Source organism: Roseateles sp., from assembly GCF_039595595.1.
Taxonomy (GTDB): domain Bacteria; phylum Pseudomonadota; class Gammaproteobacteria; order Burkholderiales; family Burkholderiaceae_C; genus Roseateles.
Genome location: NZ_JBCNLG010000004.1, coordinates 79,267 through 101,284, shown reverse-complemented (window position 1 = coordinate 101,284; position 22,018 = coordinate 79,267). Strand labels below are relative to the sequence as shown.

Annotated in this window: 18 protein-coding genes; 6 read left to right on the top strand and 12 right to left on the bottom strand. The window is 69.1% G+C overall.

The features are described 5' to 3' along the window. The first annotated feature begins 4 nt into the window (after window positions 1-4). Window positions 5-1,120: a chemotaxis response regulator protein-glutamate methylesterase gene (locus ABDW61_RS07485; protein WP_343637757.1), complete on the top strand. Its 1,116-nt coding sequence runs from the start codon at window positions 5-7 to the stop codon at window positions 1,118-1,120. Between the two features lie 102 nt (window positions 1,121-1,222). Next, complete coding sequence (locus ABDW61_RS07480; protein WP_343637755.1) at window positions 1,223-2,932, top strand: AAA family ATPase; 1,710 nt, start codon at window positions 1,223-1,225, stop codon at window positions 2,930-2,932. A gap of 9 nt (window positions 2,933-2,941) precedes the next feature. Here the strand turns inward: ABDW61_RS07480 and ABDW61_RS07475 are convergent, their stop codons facing one another. Continuing rightward, entirely contained in the window at window positions 2,942-3,307 is a 366-nt protein-coding gene (locus ABDW61_RS07475; RefSeq protein WP_343637754.1) for a hypothetical protein, read from the bottom strand. Window positions 3,308-3,483: 176 nt separating this feature from the next. Here ABDW61_RS07475 and ABDW61_RS07470 point away from each other — a divergent pair, with 176 nt between their 5' ends. Next, a complete protein-coding gene (locus tag ABDW61_RS07470; protein ID WP_343637752.1) occupies window positions 3,484-4,476 on the top strand; it encodes a LysR substrate-binding domain-containing protein in 993 nt (330 codons plus the stop codon). Here ABDW61_RS07470 and hemW read toward each other — a convergent pair. The 5 genes from hemW to ABDW61_RS07445 are packed head-to-tail and all read right to left on the bottom strand — an operon-like array spanning window position 4,442 to window position 8,886. Further along, window positions 4,442-5,626 carry a radical SAM family heme chaperone HemW gene (gene hemW, locus ABDW61_RS07465; RefSeq protein WP_343637962.1) on the bottom strand — a complete coding sequence of 395 codons (1,185 nt, stop codon included), beginning with the start codon at window positions 5,624-5,626 and terminating at the stop codon, window positions 4,442-4,444. The genes ABDW61_RS07470 and hemW overlap by 35 nt on opposite strands. A gap of 22 nt (window positions 5,627-5,648) precedes the next feature. After that, window positions 5,649-6,254: an RdgB/HAM1 family non-canonical purine NTP pyrophosphatase gene (gene rdgB, locus ABDW61_RS07460; RefSeq protein ID WP_343637750.1), complete on the bottom strand. Its 606-nt coding sequence runs from the start codon at window positions 6,252-6,254 to the stop codon at window positions 5,649-5,651. Between the two features lie 24 nt (window positions 6,255-6,278). After that, entirely contained in the window at window positions 6,279-7,010 is a 732-nt protein-coding gene (gene rph / locus ABDW61_RS07455) for a ribonuclease PH (protein ID WP_343637748.1), read from the bottom strand. 11 nt (window positions 7,011-7,021) lie between these two features. Beyond that, entirely contained in the window at window positions 7,022-7,921 is a 900-nt protein-coding gene (locus ABDW61_RS07450) for a PP2C family serine/threonine-protein phosphatase (RefSeq protein WP_343637746.1), read from the bottom strand. Then, window positions 7,918-8,886 (bottom strand): serine/threonine-protein kinase, encoded by a 969-nt coding sequence (locus ABDW61_RS07445; protein ID WP_058936168.1) that lies wholly within the window; start codon window positions 8,884-8,886, stop codon window positions 7,918-7,920. Before ABDW61_RS07445 ends, ABDW61_RS07450 begins: the two co-directional genes overlap by 4 nt. A 31-nt stretch (window positions 8,887-8,917) precedes the next feature. On the opposite strand from ABDW61_RS07445, the gene ABDW61_RS07440 reads away from it, so the two are divergent. After that, window positions 8,918-9,835, top strand: coding sequence for a YicC/YloC family endoribonuclease (locus tag ABDW61_RS07440; protein ID WP_343637744.1), 918 nt, complete (start codon window positions 8,918-8,920; stop codon window positions 9,833-9,835). Between the two features lie 213 nt (window positions 9,836-10,048). Here ABDW61_RS07440 and ABDW61_RS07435 read toward each other — a convergent pair whose 3' ends face one another. From ABDW61_RS07435 to ABDW61_RS07425, 3 genes are read right to left on the bottom strand one after another with little or no spacing between them, the layout of a single operon-like run. After that, the gene (locus tag ABDW61_RS07435; RefSeq protein ID WP_343637742.1) at window positions 10,049-12,004 is read right to left on the bottom strand and encodes a MacB family efflux pump subunit; all 1,956 of its coding nucleotides are present in this window, start codon (window positions 12,002-12,004) and stop codon (window positions 10,049-10,051) included. Window positions 12,005-12,006: 2 nt separating this feature from the next. Then, window positions 12,007-13,239: an efflux RND transporter periplasmic adaptor subunit gene (locus tag ABDW61_RS07430; RefSeq protein ID WP_343637740.1), complete on the bottom strand. Its 1,233-nt coding sequence runs from the start codon at window positions 13,237-13,239 to the stop codon at window positions 12,007-12,009. Window positions 13,240-13,291: 52 nt separating this feature from the next. Further along, window positions 13,292-14,719 (bottom strand): efflux transporter outer membrane subunit, encoded by a 1,428-nt coding sequence (locus tag ABDW61_RS07425; RefSeq protein ID WP_343637738.1) that lies wholly within the window; start codon window positions 14,717-14,719, stop codon window positions 13,292-13,294. A 493-nt stretch (window positions 14,720-15,212) separates the two neighbouring features. Between ABDW61_RS07425 and ABDW61_RS07420 the strand changes: the two genes are divergently transcribed. Further along, the gene (locus tag ABDW61_RS07420; protein WP_343637736.1) at window positions 15,213-16,145 is read left to right on the top strand and encodes an ABC transporter six-transmembrane domain-containing protein; all 933 of its coding nucleotides are present in this window, start codon (window positions 15,213-15,215) and stop codon (window positions 16,143-16,145) included. A gap of 189 nt (window positions 16,146-16,334) precedes the next feature. Here the strand turns inward: ABDW61_RS07420 and ABDW61_RS07415 are convergent, their stop codons facing one another. Beyond that, window positions 16,335-18,707: a LamG-like jellyroll fold domain-containing protein gene (locus ABDW61_RS07415; RefSeq protein WP_343637734.1), complete on the bottom strand. Its 2,373-nt coding sequence runs from the start codon at window positions 18,705-18,707 to the stop codon at window positions 16,335-16,337. Between the two features lie 192 nt (window positions 18,708-18,899). After that, window positions 18,900-19,811 carry a helix-turn-helix domain-containing protein gene (locus ABDW61_RS07410; RefSeq protein WP_343637732.1) on the bottom strand — a complete coding sequence of 304 codons (912 nt, stop codon included), beginning with the start codon at window positions 19,809-19,811 and terminating at the stop codon, window positions 18,900-18,902. A gap of 107 nt (window positions 19,812-19,918) precedes the next feature. Between ABDW61_RS07410 and pobA the strand changes: the two genes are divergently transcribed. Then, complete coding sequence (pobA, locus tag ABDW61_RS07405; protein WP_343637961.1) at window positions 19,919-21,091, top strand: 4-hydroxybenzoate 3-monooxygenase; 1,173 nt, start codon at window positions 19,919-19,921, stop codon at window positions 21,089-21,091. Between the two features lies 1 nt (window position 21,092). On the opposite strand, the gene ABDW61_RS07400 is transcribed toward pobA, so the two are convergent. Then, entirely contained in the window at window positions 21,093-21,992 is a 900-nt protein-coding gene (locus ABDW61_RS07400) for a LysR family transcriptional regulator (RefSeq protein WP_343637730.1), read from the bottom strand. Between the last annotated feature and the right edge of the window lie 26 nt (window positions 21,993-22,018).

Here is a 22,018-nt window from a genome sequence, read left to right as displayed (position 1 = left end):
AGCCATGGCCAAGACCACCGTCGTCGTCGTCGACGATTCCGCGCTGGTGCGCAGCATCCTGACCGAGATCATCAACCGGCAGCCCGACATGCAGTGCGTCGGCGCGGCCAGCGACCCGCTCGCGGCGCGCGAGATGATCCGCAACCTCAACCCGGACGTGATCACGCTGGACGTCGAGATGCCGAAGATGGACGGCCTGGATTTCCTGCAGCGGCTGATGCGGCTGCGGCCGATGCCGGTCGTGATGGTGTCCACGCTGACCGAGCGCGGCGCCGAGGTCACGCTCAAGGCGCTGGAGCTGGGCGCGGTGGACTTCGTGGCCAAGCCCAAGATCGGCGTGGCCGACGGCATCCGGGCGCTGGCGCAGGACATCACGGACAAGATCCGCATCGCGTCGAAGGCGCACATCCGCCGCCTGCACGCGCCGGGCCCGGCCGCGGCACCCGGCGCCCCGGCCCCGGCCGGCGGCACGACGCCGCCCCTGAAGCCGGCCGCGCCGATCGCGAGCCTGGGCCGGCTCTCCACCGAGAAGCTCATCTTCATCGGCGCCTCCACTGGCGGCACCGAGGCGACCAAGGACGTGCTGATCAACCTGCCGGCCGACTGCCCCGCGGTCTGCATCACGCAGCACATGCCGCCGGGCTTCACGCGCAGCTACGCGGCGCGGCTGGACGGCCTGTGCAAGATCCGCGTCAAGGAGGCGCAGGACGGCGAGCGCATCCTGCCCGGCCACGGCTACATCGCGCCGGGTGGCATGCATTTCAGCGTCGAGCGCTCGGGCGCCAACTACATCGCGCGCGTGCAGGACGGCGAGCCGGTGAACCGCCACAAGCCCTCGGTCGAGGTGCTGTTCAACTCCGCCGCGCGCGTGGTCGGCCCCAATGCGCTGGGCATCATGCTGACCGGCATGGGCGCGGACGGCGCCAAGGCGATGAAGGCGATGAAGGACGCGGGCGCCTACAACCTCGTGCAGGACGAGGCCACCTGCGTCGTCTTCGGCATGCCGCGCGAGGCGATCAATGCCGGCGCGGCCGACGAGGTCCTGCCGCTGCACCAGATCGCCACGCGGCTGATCGAGCGCCTGCGCAGCACCGTGGGCGCGTCGCTGAACCGCGTCTGACAACCACTCGATTCCGAACCCGCCAGCCACTCCCCCTCCACGCAGAAGCGCTCCAGGCAGCCCCGCTGTCCCGGAGCGTCTTCATCAACCTGGAGGAGCGCCATGCGCCTGGCTGGATTCCACATCGAGAATTTCAAGAGCATCGGCCCGACGGGCTGCCTGATCCGCATCGACGAGATCGTCGTGCTGATCGGCCGCAACAACGTCGGCAAGTCCACGATCCTGGACGCCTACGAGGCCCTGGCCTCCAGCGGCGCGCCGCTGGATTCGGGCCATTTCCACAACCAGGACCCGAGCGTCCCGATCGTCATCACCGGCTTCTTCGACGAGGTCTCGGACGAGGACGAAGCGCGCATCGGCCGGGGCTGGCGCTTTCCGCACGCGGACTTCGGCGACTGCGTCGCCTTCCGCTACGTGTGGCGGGCGCCGCACGAGCGCGCCCGCAAGCAGTCCTACGACCCCGACACGGCCGCCTTCGAGGATGGCGGACTGGGCGGCTTCGATGCGCTGATCATGAGCCGCATCCCGCAGCCCGTGCGCATCCGGCCGACGGACCCGATGGACACGACGCAGGCCCGGCTGCTGGCCATGCTCAAGGAGCACGTCAAGCAGAGCCTGAAGGCCGACGCCAGCCAGACGCAGGCCGCCTTCGAGCAGATCGAGCAGTTGGCGCAGCAGATCTTCGCCGGCGCGAGGCAGGCCTTTGACGAGGTGTCCGAGCGCATCACGCGCCACGTCGGGCAGGTGTTTCCGGGCACGTCGATCGAGCTGGTCCCGCGTTCCAAGGACGCCCTCGACGAGAAACTGATCGCCGCCGATTCCTATCTGCGGGTGACGAATGGCTCGAGCGCGCCGCTCGAGCTGCAGGGCACCGGCTTGCAGCGCGCGCTGCTGTGGTCGACGCTGTCGGTGATGTCATCGGGCCCGCGCCGCCGCGCCGCCGACCCGTCCCAGCCGCGCATCCTGCTGATCGACGAGCCCGAGGCCTTCCTGCATCCCCCCACCATCCGCGGCGCCCGCGAGGCGCTGTACGCCTTCGCGCTGGGCAATCCGGACTGGCAGGTGATCGCAACGACGCACTCGCCGATCTTCATCGACCTGTCCAAGGACCACACGACCATCATCCGCGTGGACAACTCGCCGGGCGCGGCGCCGCACTTCATCTCGACGGACCAGGTCTCCTTCAACGCCGAGGAACGCGAGCGCCTGAAGATGATCCGTGCCTGCAACCCGGTGGTGAACGAGTTCTTCTTCTACGACGACATCGTGCTGGTCGAGGGCGCGACGGAGCAGATCGCATTGCTGAGCGTCGCGCAGGACCTGGGGCGGGACGTGCACGTCATCAACGCGCTGGGCAAGGCCAACCTGCCGATGTTCGCGCGCATCCTCAACCACTTCGAGGTGCCCTACACCGTGATCCATGACGCCGACACGCGCTTCGCGCGGACCGCGCGCGGCTATCAGCGCAACGCGATGTGGACGATGAACGCGAGCATCCGCGCCGCCGTCGGCGCGGCCGGCCTGGGGCGCATCCACACGCAGTTCCCGCACTTCGAGGGCGAGTACTTCGGCGAGGCAATCAAATCGGGCAAGGTCGACCGCGTGCTGCGCGCGCTGGAAGACCGCGAGTCGGAGGACTTCCGGCGTGTCGCCGCCGCCTACCTCCGGATCATCGAAGGCGATCCGGAAGGTGAGACGACGACGCAGACAGCCTTCGACCGCAAGCTCGACGCCTACCTGACGAGCCACGTCGCGCCGGGCGATCCGCTGTGGCATCAGCCCGACCTGCCGGTGCCTGAAACCGGCCACTGAGGGAACGCGTCACTGGGGACGCGGCTCCTTCCTGGCGGGCGCCGGCGCGGCCGCGGGCGGCTCGGGAGCAGCGCCCGCGGCCTTGGCCGGCGTGGCGCTCGCCAGCAACGCGGCCCGGCGCGCGGCCTGGGCGCGGGCGACGCGCTCGGCCTCCGCCTTCGCCAGGCGCTGCTCGCGCGCCGCGATCTGCAACTCGGCGTTGACGTCGTTGAAGGCGTTGGCGTTCGAGACCAGCGCCAGCGCCCCGAGGATCGCGATCAGCACGGTCAGCGCCGGGCCAATCACGGGGAAGCGCTCCCAGGGCGAATAGGCGTAGCAGGCCGTCGCGGGCAAGCGGCCGGCGTCCGGGCGGCAGGTGATGACGGGCTCGTTCATGGTCGTTCCTTCTGGCATCGGGGGGTGGGGGATCGATTCAGCGGCACAGGCCGTTTGAATCAGTGCTGGTAATGCTAGATGCCCAAGAAGGCGCTTCCAAACGCTATATCCTTGCCTCCTTGTGCAGACTGGCTTTCCAGAATGCCTCCCACCGCCCAGACAAGGACGCCCCGCCGATGCGCAGCCCCCGCCTTCCGCTCCAGTACCTGGCCGCCTTCCGTGCCGCCGCGCTGCACCAGAACCTGCGCGCCGCGTCCGAGGAACTGAATCTCACGCACAGCGCGGTCAGCCAGCAGATCCGCGCGCTGGAGGTGCAGCTCGGCTTTCCGGTCTTCGATCGCCAAGGGCGGCGCGTGGTGCTGAACGCGGCCGGCTCCGCGCTGCTGCGTGGCGTGGAGCGCGCCTACCAGGAGCTCGACCAGGCGCTGCGCGCCGCGGCCTCCGCCCATGGCGTCGAGCAACGCAGCCTGCGCGTCACGATGCTGCCTTCGTTCGCACAGCGCTGGCTGCTGCCGCGGCTGGGCCGCTGGCACGCGCTGCATCCGGAGGTCACCATCGAGATCGAGGCCTCGCCGCGCGTCGTCGACCTGGAGCGCGAGGGCTTCGACATCGGCCTGCGCCAGGGGCTGGGTCCCTGGCCTGGGCTCGAGAGCGAGCCGCTGTTCGACCTGTCCATGCTGCCGGTGGCCTCACCGGCGCTGGCGCACCAGCTCATCGGACAGCCGCTGGAGGCGCTCGCGCAGGCGCCGCTGCTGGGCGACGCCGGGCAATGGGAAGACTGGTTCGCGCAGGCCGGCCTGCGGCGCCAGGTCGTGCCGGTGGCGATCTTCAATGACTTCGGCATCCTGCTGCAGGCCGCCGAGCAAGGCATGGGCGTGGGCCTGACGCGCGAGCTGCTGGCCGCCGATGCGCTGCTGGACGGCCGGCTGGTGCGCGTCGCGCCGCGCCAGGCAATGCTCAAGGAGCCGCAGCGCTATCACGTGGTGTATCCGCCCAAGGTCCGCGACGAGCCCGCCGTGCGCGCCTTCATCGCGTGGCTGCACGCGGAGATCGCGGAGTCGCGCGCGGCGTTGGACGGCGCGCGGACCTGCCTGTCCACGGGGATGGTGACCCCCATGGCACGCGGTGACGCGCTCACGGCGCCAGGAACAGCTCCTGCAGATCGCTGAGGAAATCGAAACCGCGCGGCGTCGCACGGATCAGCGCCGGATCGGGATCGAGCAGGCCTTTGGCGCGCCCCTGCTCCATGGCCTTGGCGATCGCCGACGGCGGCAGGCCGGTGCGCTCCAGGAAGCTCTGCATCGTCACGCCTTCGCGCAGGCGCAGCGCATTCAGCATGAACTCGAAGGGCAGCTCGCTGCGCGTGACCTCGTGCTCGTTGGACACCGCCTGGCCCTCGGCCGCCTTCTGCATGAAGGTGGCCGGATCGCGCCAGCGCACCTGCCGCAGGATCCGGTGCGCGAAGCTCAGCTTCGTGTGCGCGCCCGCGCCAATGCCCAGGTAGTCGCCGAACTGCCAGTAGTTGGTGTTGTGCGTGCAGCGATGGCCATCGCGTGCATAGGCCGAGACCTCGTAGCGCGACATGCCGCGCTCGCCGGTCCGCGCGGTGATCAGGTCCAGCATCTCGCTGGCCAGGTCCGGATCCGGCAGATGCTCCGGCGGCGCGTTCGCGAAGCGCGTGTTGGGCTCGATCGTCAGGTGATAGACCGAGAGATGCGGCGGCTCGAAGGACAGCGCCAGGCGCAGGTCCTCGTCCAGCTCCGCCAGCGTCTGCCCGGGCAGCGCATACATCAGGTCGATGTTGAAAGTCGCGAAGGCGCGGACCGCCTCCTCGATCGCCGCGCGCGCCTGCATGCCGCTGTGGACGCGCCCCAGCGCCTGCAGCTTGCGGTCGTCGAAGCTCTGAACACCGATGGACAGCCGCGTCACGCCCGCCTGCGCGAAGCCGGCGAAGCGCTCCTTCTCGAAGGTGCCCGGGTTGGCTTCCATCGTGATCTCGCAGCCCGGCTCCAGCGGCAGCCGCGCGCGCAGGTCGGAGATCAGCTCGGCGATCTGATCCGGCGCGAACAGGCTGGGCGTGCCGCCGCCGATGAAGACCGACACGACGGGCCGGCCCCAGACCAGCGGCAGCGCCGCTTCCAGATCCGCGCGCAGCGCGGCCAGGTATTCGCGCGCGGTCTTGGCGCCGAGCTCGCGGCCATCGCGGTACTCGTGCGAGTTGAAGTCGCAGTACGGGCATTTGCGCAGGCACCACGGCAGGTGCACGTACAGCGACAGCGGCGGCAGCGACGGCAGCGTCAGCGTGCCGGGCCGCATCATGCGGATGATGTCGGCCACGGGATCAGCCCAGGTGCCAGCTCTGGCGCATCTGGCGCAGCAGGTCCTGCGACGCGAGCGCGCGATGGCTCAGCCGGTTCTTGAGCTCCGCGCCGAGCGCCGCGACGCTCTTGCCCAGCTCGGGAATGAACAGCAGCGGGTCGTAGCCGAAGCCGCCCTCGCCTTCCTCGGCGCGCAGGATCTCGCCCTGCCAGCGGCCCATCGCGATCAGCGGCTCGGGATCATCGGCCGAGCGCACCGCGACCAGCGCGCAGACGAAGCGGGCGCGCCGATCCTCGATGCCATCGAGCTTCTCGAGCAGCACGCGGTTGTTCTCGGCATCGCTCTTCTCGCGGCCGAACAGCGTCGCATAGCGCGCCGACAGCACGCCGGGCATGCCGCCCAGCGCCTCGACCGCCAGGCCCGAATCGTCGGCCAGCGCCGGCAGGCCGCTGGCCTGGGCGGCGTGGCGCGCCTTGGTCAGCGCGTTCTCGACGAAGGTGTGGAAGGGCTCTTCCGCCTCCGGGATGCCGAGGCTGCCCTGCGTGACCAGCTCGATGCCCAGCGGCTCGAACAGCGCCTGCAATTCCTTCAGCTTCTTCGCATTGTTGGAGGCCAGGACCAACTTCATCGCTTGCTCCACTCCAGACCGCAATTACTTCAGGCCGAGCGCCTCGCGCTGCGCGGCGAGCAGTTCGCGGATGCCCTTCTCGGCCAGGTTCAGCAGCACGTCGACCTCGGCGCGCGTGAACGCGACGCCCTCGGCCGTGCCCTGCAGTTCGACGAAGTGTCCCGCGCCGGTCATGACCACATTCATGTCGGTGTCGCAGGCGGAGTCCTCGACGTACTCGAGGTCCAGCAGCGCGTGGCCTTCATGAATGCCCACCGAGATCGCGGCCACCGCGTCCTTCAGCGGCGACGCGGCGATCTTGCCCTGCGACATCAGCCAGCTGACCGCGTCATGCGCGGCGACGTAGGCGCCGGTGATGGCCGCGGTGCGGGTGCCGCCGTCGGCCTGGATCACGTCGCAGTCGAGCTGAATGGTGCGCTCGCCCAGTTTGGACAGGTCGAAGACGGCGCGCAGCGCGCGGCCGATCAAGCGCTGGATCTCCTGCGTGCGGCCGGTCTGCTTGCCGCGCGCGGCCTCGCGGTCGCTGCGCGTGTGGGTGGCGCGCGGGAGCATGCCGTACTCGGCGGTGACCCAGCCTTCGCCGCTGCCCTTCTTGTGCGGCGGCACCTTCTCCTCGACGGAGGCGGTGCACAGCACCTTGGTCTCGCCGAACTCGATCAGCACGGCGCCTTCGGCATGCCGGGTGTACTGGCGGGTGATGCGCACCGGACGCAGGGCGTCGGCCGCGCGCCCGTTCGGGCGGCTGGCATGGCTCATGAGAAATTCCTTCAGTGGGGCTTCTTGCCGGCCTTGCGGATCGCGTCCTGGATCTCGCGCACGGCGGAATCGATCTCGGCTTCGTCGAGCTGCACGTCCTGGGCCGCGCCCTGGATCGTGGAGGCGAAGCCCTGGTCATCGAGGTCCTGCGTGGAGATGGAGTCGGGCGCATCGCCCTCGCCTTCCCATTCCACCGCCAGGGCCGTCACGTTGTCGCTGCGCGCGCCGGCCTGGCGCAGCGCCAGCTCGACCAGCTCCGGCACCGCGTCGCCGACCGAGCGGCTGTCCGACAGGTGGCGCAGGATGTCGGCGTCGCTGACCGAGCTCCACAGCCCGTCCGAGCACAGCAGCATGCGGTCGCCGTTCTGCAGCAGCACCGGGCCGTTGACGTCGATCATCGGCTTGCCGGGGCTGCCCAGGCAGGTGAACAGCACATGGCGGTTGAAGCGCTCGGCGCCGGTCGCATGGCGGCCCAGCGCCTCCTGCAGCTCGCTGTAGGAGTGGTCGCGGGTGCGGGCGATCAGCTCGGCCTCGCGCAGCAGGTACATGCGCGAGTCGCCGCAATGGGCCCACCAGATCTGGCCCTGCTGCATCACGCCGACGACGATGGTCGTGCGCGGCGTGTCGTTCATGTTGCGCTCGGCCGCGTAGGCCAGCAGCTGCTGGTGCGCGAGCAGGACCGCGGTCTCGAGGAAGCGCGCTGGCTCCTTCAGCACGGGCTGCGCGTCGCGCTGGAACAGCGCCGCGACGTTCTGCAGCGCGAGGTGCGCGGCGACCTCCCCGTCGGGGTGGCCGCCCATGCCGTCGGCGAGCGCGAAGAGGCCGGCCTCGCGGGTATAGCAATACCCCATGCGGTCCTCGTTCTTCTCCCGGCCGCCACGGCGGCTCACCTGGTAGACGGAGAACTTCACGCCTTCGCCCCGGTCTTCAGGTTCTCCAGCTGCAGCTTCAGGCGCTCGCTGAAGCTGAGCTTCGTGTAGCGGCGCTCGGTCTCGCGCGAGAGTTCCTTCTGCAGCGCGAAGACGCTCTGCGGCCGGGTCAGCGGGTCCAGCGACATGCACCACTCGGTGACCTCGAGCAGGTTGTCGGAGTAGACGTTGCGCAGCCGCGAGAGCGACAGCCCGAGGCGGTCCTTCTCCAGACGCTGCGGCGCGTCGTTGGGCGGGTAGCCCTGCATGCAGGCGTAGATGCAGGCGCCGATGGCGTAGATGTCGGTCCACGGGCCCAGCGAGCCGTCGCGGCGGTACATCTCGGGCGCGGCGAAGCCGGGCGTGTACATCGGCCGGATGAAGTTGCCTTCCTTGGACAGCACTTCGCGCGCCGCGCCGAAATCGAGCAGCACCGCCTTGTTGTCGTTGGTGATGAAGATATTGGCCGGCTTGATGTCCAGGTGCAGCATCTTGTGCTGATGCACGATGCGCAGGCCTTTGAGAATCTCGTCGAACAGCGACCGGATGGTCGATTCGCGGAAGACCTTGTCGCGTTTCAAATCACGCGCGGTCACGATGAAATCCTGCAAGGTATCGCCTTGCAGGTAATTCATGACCATATAGACGGTCTCGTTCTCGCGCAGGAAATTCAGCACCGAGACGACGCTCGGATGCGAAATTTGCGCGAGGGAGCGTCCCTCCTCGAAAAAGCTCCGCAGCCCCAGGCGGTACAGGGGCTGCTTTTCTGGCTTCACTCGAGGCGTGAGTTCGCCTGGGGATCGTTCTGCAAGGGACGAGGGGAGGTATTCTTTCAGAGCCACCAAATGATGGTCGGGGTCTTCGGCGAGATAAACGACGCCGAATCCACCCGCAGCCAGCTTCTTGATGATCTGATAGCCCCCCACCACCGTGCCTGCGGGCAAGGGCGCCGGTTTCGGCTTTGACATAATCGCGGTTCGATTGTTCTACCGATAGCTGATGCCAGTTTACAGCATGACCGGTTATGCCAGCGCCACGGCACAACCCGCGCACCCCGGCGAAACCCCTAGCCCGGCGTCCGCGCCGTCCGTCACGGTGGAGGCGCGCTCGGTGAACGGACGCTTCCTGGACCTGAGTTTCCGCATGCCCGACGAGCTGCGCGCGCTGGAGCCGGCGCTGCGCGAGCTGGTGGCGGGGAGCGTCAAGCGCGGCAAGATCGAACTGCGCATCAGCGCGCAGCGTGATGCCGACAGTTCGTGGCCGAACCCGCAGCCAGAGCAGCTGAACCGGCTCGCGCGGCTGGAATCGCAGGTGCAGACGTGGCTGCCGAAGGCGCAGGGATTGAGCGTCCAGGAGGCGCTGAACTGGTGCAAGACCGGCGCGACGGGCGGCGGCGCGAACGACGAGACGGTGCTCGAGGCGGCGCGCCAGTGCATCAAGGGATTCCTGGAGGCGCGCGAGCGCGAAGGCGGCAAATTGGTGACGATGCTCAAGCAGCGCGTCGCCACTTTGCGGGACCTCGCCACACAGGCCGAGCCGCTGATCCCCGCGGCGGTGCAGCGGCAGCGGGAGCGCTTCCTGGAGCGCTGGCAGGAGGCGCTGAGCGCCACGGGCGCGACGCAGACGATCTCCGAGCAGACGCTGCAGGAACGCGCGATCAACGAGGCCGCGGCCTATGCGCTGCGCATCGACGTGGCCGAGGAGCTGACGCGGCTGCGCGCGCACCTGGACGAAGTGGAGCGGCTGCTGAAGAAGGGCGGCGAGATCGGCAAGCGGCTGGACTTCCTGATGCAGGAGCTGCACCGCGAGGCCAACACGCTGGGCTCGAAGGCAGTGGCCATCGAGCTGACCAACATCTCGGTGGAGATGAAGGTGGCGATCGAGCAGCTGCGGGAGCAGGTGCAGAACATTGAGTAAGTTCTCATGAGAGCTGGCGGCGCGGCGGGTGCGCCGCCAGCTTCTCGCGCCGGGGCCATTGACGTTCGCCGGCAGGCCGGCCCGGTTGCAGCGCTTCAGTCTCGGCGGCCACGGCCGCCAGATCGCTGTCCAGCGAGTCGGCCCAGGAGCTCAGAGCGGCGCAAAAATCGGCAGGCGCTCCACCGGACCGACGCGCTCCCCTGCCCCATGACCTCATGGCCGCGCCAGTGCGTCGACCGGGTCGAGCCGGGCCGCGTTGCGCGCGGGCAGGAAACCGAAGATCACGCCGATCATCGAGGACACGGCAACGGCCCCCGCAATGGCGCTCGTCGAGACCATCATCCTGAAGCCCGCCGCCTCGGCGAAATGGTTGAAGACCTGGCTTGCGCCGATCGCCAGCACCACGCCCAGCCCGCCACCTATCAGGCAGACCAGCACCGCCTCGATGAGGAACTGCCGCAGGATGTCCGTCTGCCGCGCACCGACGGCCATGCGAACACCGATTTCACCGGTGCGCTCGGTGACCGACACCAGCATGATGTTCATGACGCCGATGCCGCCCACCAGCAGCGAGATGAACGCGATCGAAGAGATCAGCAGCGTGATCACGCCGGTGGTCTTCTCGACCGTCTTGCGGATGCTGTCGCTGTTGAACAGGAAGAAGTCGGTAGACCCGTGTCGCTGCGTCAGCAGCGCGCGGATGCCTTGCTCGGCCGCGGCGCTGGACACCGCGCCGTTGACGCGCAGGGTGATGCTGTTCACGTGGTCCTGACCATTGATGCGATTCATCGCCGTCGTGTAAGGGATCCAGACGTTGAGCGAGTTGTCGTTGCCGAAAGCGCTGCTCTTCTTCGCCGTCACGCCGACGATGCGAACCGGGACGCTGCCCAGCAGGATGACCTCGCCGAGCGCCGGCTCGCCGTTGCGGAACAGGCGTTTGCGGGTGCTTGCGTCGATCACCGCGTCCTGCGCCAGCGTGCGCTCCCCCTGGGCATCGAAGGCGCGGCCTTCGGCAAGTGAGTAGCCTCGCGCGCGGAAGAACTGCGCGCCCACGCCGGTCACGCTTGCCGACACATCGACGTTGCGATAACGCAGCCCGCTGTTGACGATGACGGAGGGCGTCACGCTGTCGACGTAGTTCAGGTGCGCCAGCGCATCCGCATCCGCGGCGCTCAGCGTCCGGATCGTGGCGGCGCGCCGGTCGCCGAAGCCCTCGCCCGCCATCACCTCGATCGTGTTGGTCCCCATCGAGTTGATGTCCGCCAGCACCTTCTCCCGCATGCCCTGCCCCAGCCCGACGACCGCCACCACCGCGGCGATGCCGATGATGATCCCGAGCATCGTCAGCAGCGCGCGCAGCCGGTGGGCCAGCATCGCCTTGAGCGCCATGCGCGTGGCCTCGGCCACGCGCGCCAGCTCCGCGGCCCAGGCCGGCCCCGCCGGCGCGGGGTCCGGCTTGGCCATCTCCGCTGGTGGCGCCGCATCCGGGCGGCGGCGGTCCGCGACGATGACGCCGTCGCTGATCTCGATCACGCGCTGCGCATGCGCGGCCACCTGTGCGTCGTGGGTCACCAGGATCACGGTGTGACCGTCGGCATGCAGCTCCTCGAGGATCTTCATCACCTCGCGGCCGCTGGCCTGATCGAGCGCGCCCGTGGGCTCGTCGGCCAGGATCACGTCGCCGCCGTTCATCAGCGCCCGCGCGATCGACACGCGCTGCTGCTGACCGCCGGACAGCTGGCCCGGCCGGTGATGCAGCCGCTCCGCCAGCCCCAGCCGCGCGAGCAGCGCCTTCGCGCGCGCGTGCCGGTGCTCGGTCCGCGCGCCGGCGTAGATCGACGGGATCTCGACGTTGCCGACCGCGTCCAGGTCGCCCAGCAACTGATAGCGCTGGAAGATGAAGCCGAAATGCTCGCGCCGCAGCCGGGCGAGCTCATCCGGCCCCATCGCGCCGGTCTCCTGGCCGGCAACGCGGTAGCTGCCGCGGGTCGACCGGTCCAGGCAGCCCAGGATGTTCATCAGCGTCGACTTGCCGGAGCCCGACGGACCGACGATGGCGACCATCTCGCCAGCCTCGATCGTCAGGTCGACATCGCGCAGCACCGCCACGGTGCCCTCGCCGGCCGGATATTCGCGGACGAGGCCGCGCAGTTCAAGGAGGGCCGCCATGCTCAGTTCTCCAACGGCGACGGACGAAGCTCGTCGCCGAACCCCATGGCATCAGCCACGCTGGCGCCCGCGGACGGCTTGGCCTCGGAAGTGACCACCTTCTCTCCTTCTTCCAGCCCATCGAGGACCTGCGCGCGAACACGGTTGTTCAGGCCGATGCGGACCTCCCGGTCCTCAAGCTGCCCGTCCTCGCCCACCACGCGAACCCGGTAACGGTCGGTCTTGCCCTCGCGGGGGCCGAGCGCCGCCACGGGGATCGACAGCACGCCCTTGGCCTGCGTCAGCACGATGGACGTCTGCGCCGTCATGTTGATGCGCAGCGTGCCGTCGGGATTGGGCACGTCGAAGATACCGTTGTAGTAGATCGCGTTGGCCGCGCCCGAGACGGTCGACGTCGACAAGCCCGAGACATTCGCCGCGTCGGCCAGCCCCGTGTCGCCGGGCTCGACCGCGCGCAGCGTGGCCCGGATCCGGCGGTCGGGCTCCCCCAGCAGCGCGAAGTGCACCGGCATGCCGATCTTGACTCGCGGCACGTCGGCTTCGGAGATGCGCGCCTTGATCGTCATCGTGTCCAGCCGCGCCAGCTTGATGATGGTGGGCGCACTCTGCGTGGCGTTCACCGTCTGGCCCTGTTCGGTGACGATGGCAACGACGGTGCCGTCCATCGGCGCCAGCACCTTCGCATAGCCCAGGTTCAGCCGCGCGGTGTCCACCTTGATGCGGGCCTGCGCGACGATGGCCTGCTGCGACTCGGCATCGGCGCGCGCGGTGTTGAGCGCCGCTTCCGCGGTTTCCAGATCGGCGCGCGCGCCGGCATCGCCCGAGGCCAGCTCGCGCTGCCGCTTCGCGGCGAGGTCGGCCTGCTCCAGCGTCGCCCGCCGCGCGGTCAACAGCGCTCGGGCGCTGCGCAGCGAGGCCTCGGCATCGCGCAACTCGTTGCGCTGCGTCAGCGCGTCGATCTCGGCGATCAACTGGCCTTCCTTGACCCTGTCGCCCAGCGCCACCGCGAGCCGCTTGACCTCGCCGGATGCACGGGCGCCGACACTCACCAGCTTGAAGGCGTTGATCGTGCCGGTGGCCAGCACGCTGACCTCCAGGTCGCCGCGTTCGACCGCGGCCGACGTCACCTGCGGCGGCGGCAGTGGGCTGAACCAGATCATCTTCACCGCCACGCCCGCAGCCGCGAGCCCCGCCACGACCAGCACCAGCCGGCCCGGCCTCATCCATTGCTTCATTGGAAATCCCTCGATCCTTGATCACGCCGCGACGAGCCAGCCGTCGCGCGCTTCACAGTTGTGGCGACCGTGTCGCCGCTTCGCCTGCTCGGCCGTCTCTGCCGCTTTCGCCCTCTCGCCAGCCGCCGCCGAGCACCTTGTAGAGCGTGATGCGGTTGAGCTGCTCGCTCAGCCGCAGCGTCACCAGCGCCTGCTGCGCGCCGACCAGCGAGCGCTGCGCGTCCAGCAGGTCCAGCTGCGTCGTGCTGCCGGCGCGGTACTGCGCCTGCGCCAGACGGAGCTGGCGCTCCGCCGAGTCCAGCAGCGCCTGCTGCGCGGCCAGCCGATCAGCCAGCGTCGCGCGCACGGCGAGCGCGTCGGCGACCTCGCGGAACGCCGTCTGCACCGTCTTGTCGTAGGTCGCCAGCGCGATGTCGCGGCTGGCCTCGGCCTGGCGCACGGCCGCGTCGCGCGCGCCACCATCGAAGATCGGCAGCGAGGCGGAGGGGCCGAAGCTCCATGAGCCGCTGCCCGCCTTGAACAGCCCGGACAGCGCACTGCTGCCGGTGCCCGCACTCGCGGTCAGGCTGATGGACGGGAAGCGCGCCGCGCGTGCCGCGCCGATGTCGGCGTGCCTGGCGATCAGCGCATGCTCGGCCGCGAGTACGTCGGGACGGCGTTGCAGCACGCTCGACGGTACGCCGGCGGGCAAATCGACCAGCAGGCTCACCGTTGCCAGCGCGTCGTCGGCGTGCGGCTCGAAGTCCGCGGGCAGCGCCGCGCCGAGCAGCAGCTCCAGACCATGACGGTCCTGCGCGATCGTCGCGGGATAGGCGGCGGCCTCCGCAATCGCGCTCTGCACCGCCGTCTCCGCCTGCGCAAGCACCAGGCCCGACACCGCGCCCGCCGCATGTCGGCGGCGGGTCAGCGCCAGCGAGCGCTGCTGGCTGTCCAGCGTCTGCTGCGCGAGCCGTTGGCGCTCCAGGTCGGCGGCCCAGGTCAGCCAGGCGCTCGCGGTCTCGGCAACCAGCGAGATCTGGACGCTGCGGCGCGATTCGGCGGCGCCCAGCAGCGACGCTTCGGCCGAAGCGCTCAGATTGCGCACGCGGCCGAAGAAATCGAGCTCAAAGCTCGACAGCGCCAGTTGCATCGACGCCTGCTGCGTGACCCGGCCCGCGATGCCGCTGCGCGTTGCGCCGGCGGTGGCGCCCACCGCGGGCAGGCGCTGCGCATCGGTCTGGCGAAAGACGGCACGGGCCTGCTCGACCTGCAGCGCCGCCACGCGCAGGTCGCGGTTTTCGCGCAGCGCCAGGGCAACGGCGCCGCGAACGCGCGGGTCGAGGAACATCGCCCGCCACTCCAGTTCGGGCGCGCCGGTGGCCGACGCAGAGCCGGCCCTGCTCGGAACGGCGGCCTCGGGACGGCGGTAGTCCGGTGCCAGGTTGACGCAGCCCGTCAGCGCCAGCGCGGTGACCAGCGTGAGAGCCAGGCCGTGTGGCATCAGGCGGGGAGTGGGCGACGGAAGGCGGCGCGAGGATCGCGGCCCCCGGCTCGGGAATGGGCTCATCGGCGGGGTTCAGGCAAAGCGGAAACGACGAAGACGACGCCGGACCTGACCTGCGCTCCTCATGGGAGTCACGGAACCTTGGTCTCGGCGAGCCCGAGTCTCCAACCCGACGATGGAGCGCTCACTGCGAATCCATTGAGATTCGATGGAGCACATCGATGACCGGTTGCCGCATCTTCACGCGGGGCGGCGCCGCCGCTTCCCACGGCGGTGTTCGCTTCGGTCGCGCCTGTGTCCAGCATCTGGATCCACCGCTCGTCCACGGATGCGCAACGCAATCTCCATCTGATCGCGAGAGAGTGCTCGTCCCGGAGCAGTCGCCTCCGACGACGTATCGCAAACATGCCGCGCCGCGTGCCGGGTCCTCGCCGCAGGCCTCATACACCGCGTCGGGAGCAGCGATGCGCTTACCTTCAACAGAGATTCCATGAATTACGAGACGCCGCAAGCGGGACCGACGCGGTCGCAAGGTCCTGGGCAGCAATCTGCGCTTCAAACGTTGACTGCCCTGAGCAAGGTGCACGCCGGCAAGCTGACGCTGACGTTCGGTCTGGTGCTCCTGGAAAACTCGCTCATGGTGGCGTATCCGCTGTTCGCCGGTTTCGCCATCAACGCGATCCTGGAGGGAAACCTTTTCAGGGCCATGCTCTACGCGGGCGTGGTGATGGCCTTCTGGGTCATTGGCGCCATCCGCCGGGCCGTGGACACAAGGACGTTCACGACCATCTACGCCGAACTGGCCGTGCCGGTGGTGCTCAGACAGCGTTCACAACAGCAGAGCACTTCGACGGCAGCAGCGCGCGTTGTGCTGGCCCGAGAGTTCGTCGACTTCTTCGAGGACCACATTCCGATCATTGCGACGGCTCTGATCGCGCTCGTTGGCGCGGTCGGCATGCTCTTGTGGCTCGAACCATGGCTGGGCGCGGCGTGCCTTCTCGCCTTGATTCTTTGCGCCATGCTGATGCCGGGATTTGCCCGCAAGAACGAGGAACTCCACGGTCGACTGAACACCAGGCTCGAGAAGGAAGTTCGTCTTGTCGATTCGGTCGGCGCGTCCACGCTGACGCGCCACTATCGAACGCTCGCGATGCTGCGAGTGCGCCTTTCTGACCGGGAAGCGACCGCGTACTTGATCATCGGCGCGGCAGCGGCCACGCTCTTCGCCATCGCGATCTACGAGCTGTCCACTGGCATCGGTGTCAAGGCTGGCCACATCTACTCGGTGATGACCTACCTGTGGAACTTCGTCATTGGCCTCGACGACGCGCCTTCGGTCGTGGACAAGTTGGCGAGGCTGAAAGACATCGGGAAACGCGTCGATCCTGGCATGGATCAAAAGGCGGAGGCGGCGTTGGATTGAGCTTAGGTGCCTGACTGCCCAGCTCGTCTGCCGGGCAGGGGACTGCAGACCTGCCTGCTCGGTGACGATGGCCCGATGGAGCCCGCGATCCGCTTCGATCATGACCTGATGTCCCGACAGACACAGCTTGCCCCGGGAGACCGGCCGCTCCCGCCTCGCCATCCGCGGCCGTCCGCTGCCAGCAGTCTGTCAGGCGCTCTTGGCGAGTGCGGCAATCTCCGCGGCGCTCAGGGCTCCGGCATAGATGCGGAAGTCCTGCAGGCGGCCGTTGAATGCCGGGTGCCCCCAGTTGCGCCCCAGGAAGGTCACCTGGTCTCCCACCTGACGCGGCGACAGCGTCATGTGGTCCGCATTCGCCACCTCATTGCCATCCATATAAAGCCGCCCCGTCGTGCCTTTCTGCGTGTAGGCCACATGAACCCAGCGCCTCGTGGGCAGGGCACTGGGGCCTTCCACCGCACGAATGTCGTTTCCGGTGGCGCCGAATATTCCGAACTGCAGTCCCCCTCGGCCGGCCTGAGCGGCAATGCCGAGGGCGGAATTGGCATCGGTCCCGGCGAACAGGATGCAGGTGTTCCAGCGGTACCCGTTGGCATAGGTCCATATCGACACCGTGAAGTCGTCCAGGTTGTTGAACAGACCCGCCGGCAGCTGGATGCCCGCTGACTTGCCATCGAACGCGGGAGCCTGGTCCTTGTTGCGCCCTTCGCCCCAAGTCACGCCGTCCAGCAGCTTGCCCTCCACGGGCGTCGCGACGCCATCCGGATTCAACAGCACGCCGACAGGGGCCGTGCCGGTCACGCCGCCCAGCGGCATGCGAAAGCGCAGCTCGCCAGGGGCCGCGACTCGAACCGTGTTGGAGCCGGCACGCGGCGCGCCCGGACCTTGCGCAACGACCTGGTAGAACCAGACGCCGTTGGACGGTGCATCGGTGTAGGTGAGCAGCTGGTCCGCAGCCACCGTGGCCACCGTCGTGAAGGGGCCCCTGGGTGACGTGCCGCGCTGCACCAGATAGGACGTTGCTCCCACGCTCCCCCACCACGACAACAGCACGCGGCCGTCATTCAGATGACCCGTGAGGCCGGACGGCGGCTTCATCGGCCCGGCATACGGCACGCGGCGATGGATCAGCGTCGGCCACCAGATGTCGTCGCTGCTGCCGCCGTACTTCGCCTCGCAGTACGGCACCATGCGCGCGACGTTCGGTGCCGCTATTCCCAGGCGGTTGACATAGTGGTTGAACATCGGCTCCCAGCAATTGCGCCCGAATCCGATGTATTTGCCGTCAGGGGTGGGACCAAAGGCCACCTCCGTCCATTGGCTGGTGTGCGGCGCGGTCGGGTTCTGCTCAGGCACGAACGGCATGGGGTAGGGCTTGCCGTTCTCGTCCTGCAGGTTGGTCCGCGCCACGTACTCGGCGGCCGCGAGGAAGCGGTTGTTGTACAGCCCGTAGAGGTCGTCGCCCTGGTTCCAGGCCATTTCCATCACGTCGCCGCCGAGCGACATGCCCAGCGTCGCGTGCCCCTGATCGCGCCCGCTCTCCTCCCATTGCCCCAAGTGGCCGGGGTGCAGGTAGTACACGCCGTGCAGGGCCGAGCCGTTGCCGAAGTTCCGCAGCTTGCCGCGGTTGTTGCAGGCGTACGCATCGACGGCCTGCCGGTACAGCTCGGCGTTGTCGCAGAAGATGCCGATGGCCATGGCGCCGACCATGGAGGCCATGTCCCAGTTGGCGTGGGACCCGATGCGGCCCTCGCTGAGGAACCACGAGGAGATGGGCGCGAACACCGTCATCAGCATGTCCTGGAAGCGCTTCAGGTTCTCCCGTGGCCAACCGGAGTAGGTACGCAGGATCTCGCCGATCTGCGCGAGCTGGTGGCCCTGCATGCCGGCCATCAGGATGAAGGTGTGGTCGTCATGGGCGGTCGACCCCGGCGGGACGGTGCCGACCACCTTCAGCGTGTTCGCCCAGGCGTCCAGGAACTCCGCCGCCTTGTCGGCGAAGCGATCGTCACCCGACAGCTTCCAGCGCAGCGCCAAGCTCCAGGCGCGCCAGATGTCGACGTAGAGGTTGTTCTTGCTGCCATCCTGCCGGTAGACGCCCGCCAACGGATAGGGTCGAGTTTCCAAGCCGCCGAACTTGTCGACGCACAGCTTGTTGTACCAGTTCGTCCAAGGTTGCTGACCGGTCTTGATCAGGTCACGGATGCGCGCGAAGTCCGGCTCCGTGACGAGCAGGCCCGGATGCTGGAACACGCCCGTGACGGACGCGGGCTGACGCTGGGTCGTCGCGGGCGGCTGGATTCCGGCAGCTGGCGACAAGCTCTCTGGCGCGGCAGCAGGCGCCTCGGATACAGCGGCGTCCGCCTGGGGCCCAGAGCCGGCACTGCCGCCGCAGCCGTGCAACACGGGCAGCAGCGGGAACAGACCCAAGCCCAGCGACAAAGCACGCCGGGCCGGGCTGGCCGGGTGAACGGAATCGAAGTCTTGATCGGTAGGTGTCGACATATCCCATCCCTGGAGCAGCAGCTTTGGAGGCCCGCAGCGTAAAGGCGCCGCATTCATCGGCGATGATTTTGGTCTGACCGGTTGCGACAATTTGTGCGCAATCACATGACCTGAGCACGCTCCGCCCGGACCTGCCGCCCCTGCTCCGCTTCGACGGCGGCTACGTCAACGACCGCCAGGACCCAGGCGGTCCGACCAATCAGTCAGTAGCCGAAGGCTTTGGAGCGAGGCGTTGCGGCCCTCCAGCCCTCAACCGGCGTCCCGCTGCCGCTCCGCCTCACGCCAGTCCTTCGGCGAACGCCCCGTGAGCCGCCGGAAGAACCGCGTGAAGTAGGCCGGGTCCGAGAAGCCCAGCCCATCCGAGATCTGCCGCACCTGCAGCGTCGTGTAGCCCAGTTCGCGCTTGGCCTCCAGCAGCAGGCGCTGATGCAGCACGTCCAGCGGCGAGCAATGCAGATGCCGGCGGCACAGCCGGTTCAGCTGAGTGGGCGTGATGCCCAGCGGCTCGGCCAGCGCCGCCAGCGGCGGGTGCTGGCGGAAGTGACGCTCGACCTGCTCCCGGAAGCGGGCCAGATGCACCATCGAGCGCCCCTCGATCGCACCGCTCGACGCCGACTCCTCCACCAGCCGCGGCAGCCGCGCGACCAGGGCCGCCAGCATCAGCACCGCGCCATCCAGCGCCTGGCCGCGCCAGCGATGCAGGGCCGCGTACTCCGTCCGCAGCGCGCCGGTGACCGAGCGCAGCCCGCTCAGCGGCGCCGATCCGCGCCTGAGCGGCAGCGCCCGCGCATGACCCAGCTCCTCCCACAGGCCGCCCGCACCTTCCAGCAGCTTGCGCAGCCGCGCCTGGTCCAGCGTTACGACCTGCCCCTGCGTCTCCGGCGCGAAACCGAAGCCGTGCACCGCGAAGGTCGGTACCCACACGGCCGCCGGCCCGCGCAGCGTCAGCTCGCGGCCGTCGATGCCGACCCGGGCGCTGCCCCGCTCGATCAGCAGCAGCTGCAGCAGCGCGGCGTGCCGGTGCGGCCGGATTTCCCAATTGTGCAAGCGGCTGCGATCGGCGATCGATTCCAGATGCAGCCCGTCCAGCGCCGCGTCCCGTCCCAGCTCGCCATAGAGCTCATACGAGGGCAATTGCGAAGAAGCGGGCGCGCGCGGCATGGTTCGGATTGTGCAATCACTGGTTCACTGCGTGCATTCCTTCCCCGCTTCCGCCGGCCTAGTCTCGCGGCCAGACCAACAAACAGACGGAGCGGGACATGAAGACCTTGCGCACCCAGGTGCTCATCATCGGAGCCGGACCGGCGGGGCTGCTGCTGGGGCAGTTGCTGCACAAGGCCGGCGTGGACAACCTCATCCTGGAGCGCCAGACCGGCGACTACGTGCTGGGCCGCATCCGCGCCGGCGTGCTCGAGCAGACGACAGCGGACCTGCTGGACGAAGCGGGCGTCGGCGCCCGCATGCACGCGGAGGGCCTCGTGCACCACGGCTTCGATCTGATGGTCGATGGCCAGCGCCATCACGTGGACCTGCACCGGCTGACCGGCGGCAAGTCGGTGGTGGTCTACGGCCAGACCGAGGTCACGCGCGACCTGATGCAGGCCCGCGCCGCTGCCGGTCTGCCGACCTTTCATGGCGCTGCGGATGTGCAGCTCTCGGGCTTCGACACCGGCCATCCGCTGGCCCGCTGCACCGTGGACGGCGAGACCGTCGAGGTGCGCTGCGACTTCATTGCCGGCTGCGACGGCTACCACGGCGTGAGCCGCGCCAGCGTGCCGCCCGGCGCGATCCAGACCCATGAGAAGGTCTATCCCTTCGGCTGGCTGGGCCTGCTCAGCGACACGCCGCCGGTCTCGCACGAACTCATCTATGGGCGTCACGAGCGCGGCTTCTCGCTGTGCAGCATGCGTTCCAGCACCCGCAGCCGCTACTACCTCCAGGTCCCGCTGACCGAGCGGGCCGAGGACTGGAGCGACGCCCGCTTCTGGGACGAATTGCGCCGGCGTCTCGATCCCGGCACCGCGGACGCGCTCGTCACCGGCCCTTCGCTCGAGAAGAGCATCGCGCCGCTGCGCAGCTTCGTCGCCGAGCCGATGCGCTTCGGCCGCCTGTTCCTGGCCGGCGACGCTGCCCACATCGTGCCGCCCACCGGCGCCAAGGGGCTGAACCTGGCGGCCTCCGACGTGCGCTACCTGTCGCAGGCGCTGATCGAGCACTACCGCGAGCGCAGCGACGCCGGCATCACGCATTACTCGGCCCGCTGCCTGTCCCGGGTCTGGAAGGCCGAGCGCTTCTCGTGGTGGTTCACTGGCCTGATGCACCCGCTGCCGGACGAGCCCGCGATCGATGCCCGGCTGCGCCGCGCCGAGCTGGACTACCTGGTCGGCTCCGACGCCGCGATGACGGCGATGGCCGAGAACTACGTCGGCCTGCCCTGGTGATTCAGCGCAGGGGCGGCGGCTCCTGGCGCGCCAGGCGCATCAGCAAGGCCGCCGTGCGCTGCGTCAGCGGCGTCGAGCGCTTGAGCGCCGGCGTCACCAGGCACAGCGTCATGCGCACGTCGGCGTCCGCGAACGGCGTGACCGCCAGCCGCTCCGGATGCTCGAAGGCGCGCAGCACGTCCTCGCTCAGCGCCGCATGACCCAGACCCGCGCCCACCAGCTCCAGGATCGCCGGCACGCTCGACACCTCCCAGTCCACGCGCAGCTGCACGCCCGCCATCGCGGCGGCCTCCTCCATGCGCTTGCGGAACACATGGCCGCGCTGCGGCATGACGAGCGGGTAGCGCGACAGTCCGGCCAGCGTGAGCGGCCCCGGCGGCGCCGCGCCGGCAGGGCTGAGCAGGCGCAGCGACTCCTCGCGCAGCGGCAGGATCTCCAGCGCCGGCAGCGGCTCCGGGTTGTAGACCAGGGCCAGGTCCGCCCGGCCCGACACCAGCCACTCGGTCAGATGGGCCGAGAAGCCCTCCATGACGACCAGCCGCGCGCGCGGACAGGCGACCCGGAAGGCCTCGATCAAGGGCAGCGTGTGCAGCCGCGCCTGCGTCGGCGGCATCGCCACGACGATCTGTCCCAGCGGTTCATGGCGATGGGCCGACAGGTCGTCGCGCGCCTGCGCCACCAGATGCAGGATGCCCTGCCCATGCTCCAGCAGGCGGCGTCCCGCCTCGGTCAGCTCGACGCCGCGGCCGTTGCGCAGGAACAGGGTCTCGTGCAGCTCCGTCTCCAGCGCCCTCACCTGCCGGCTCAGCGCCGGCTGGGCCACGCCCAGCACCAGCGCCGCCTTGCTGAAGCTGCCGTGTTCGGCCACCTGGATGAAGTACTCGAGCTGGTTCAGGGTCATGCCGCGATCTTGGCAGAAGCGATGCC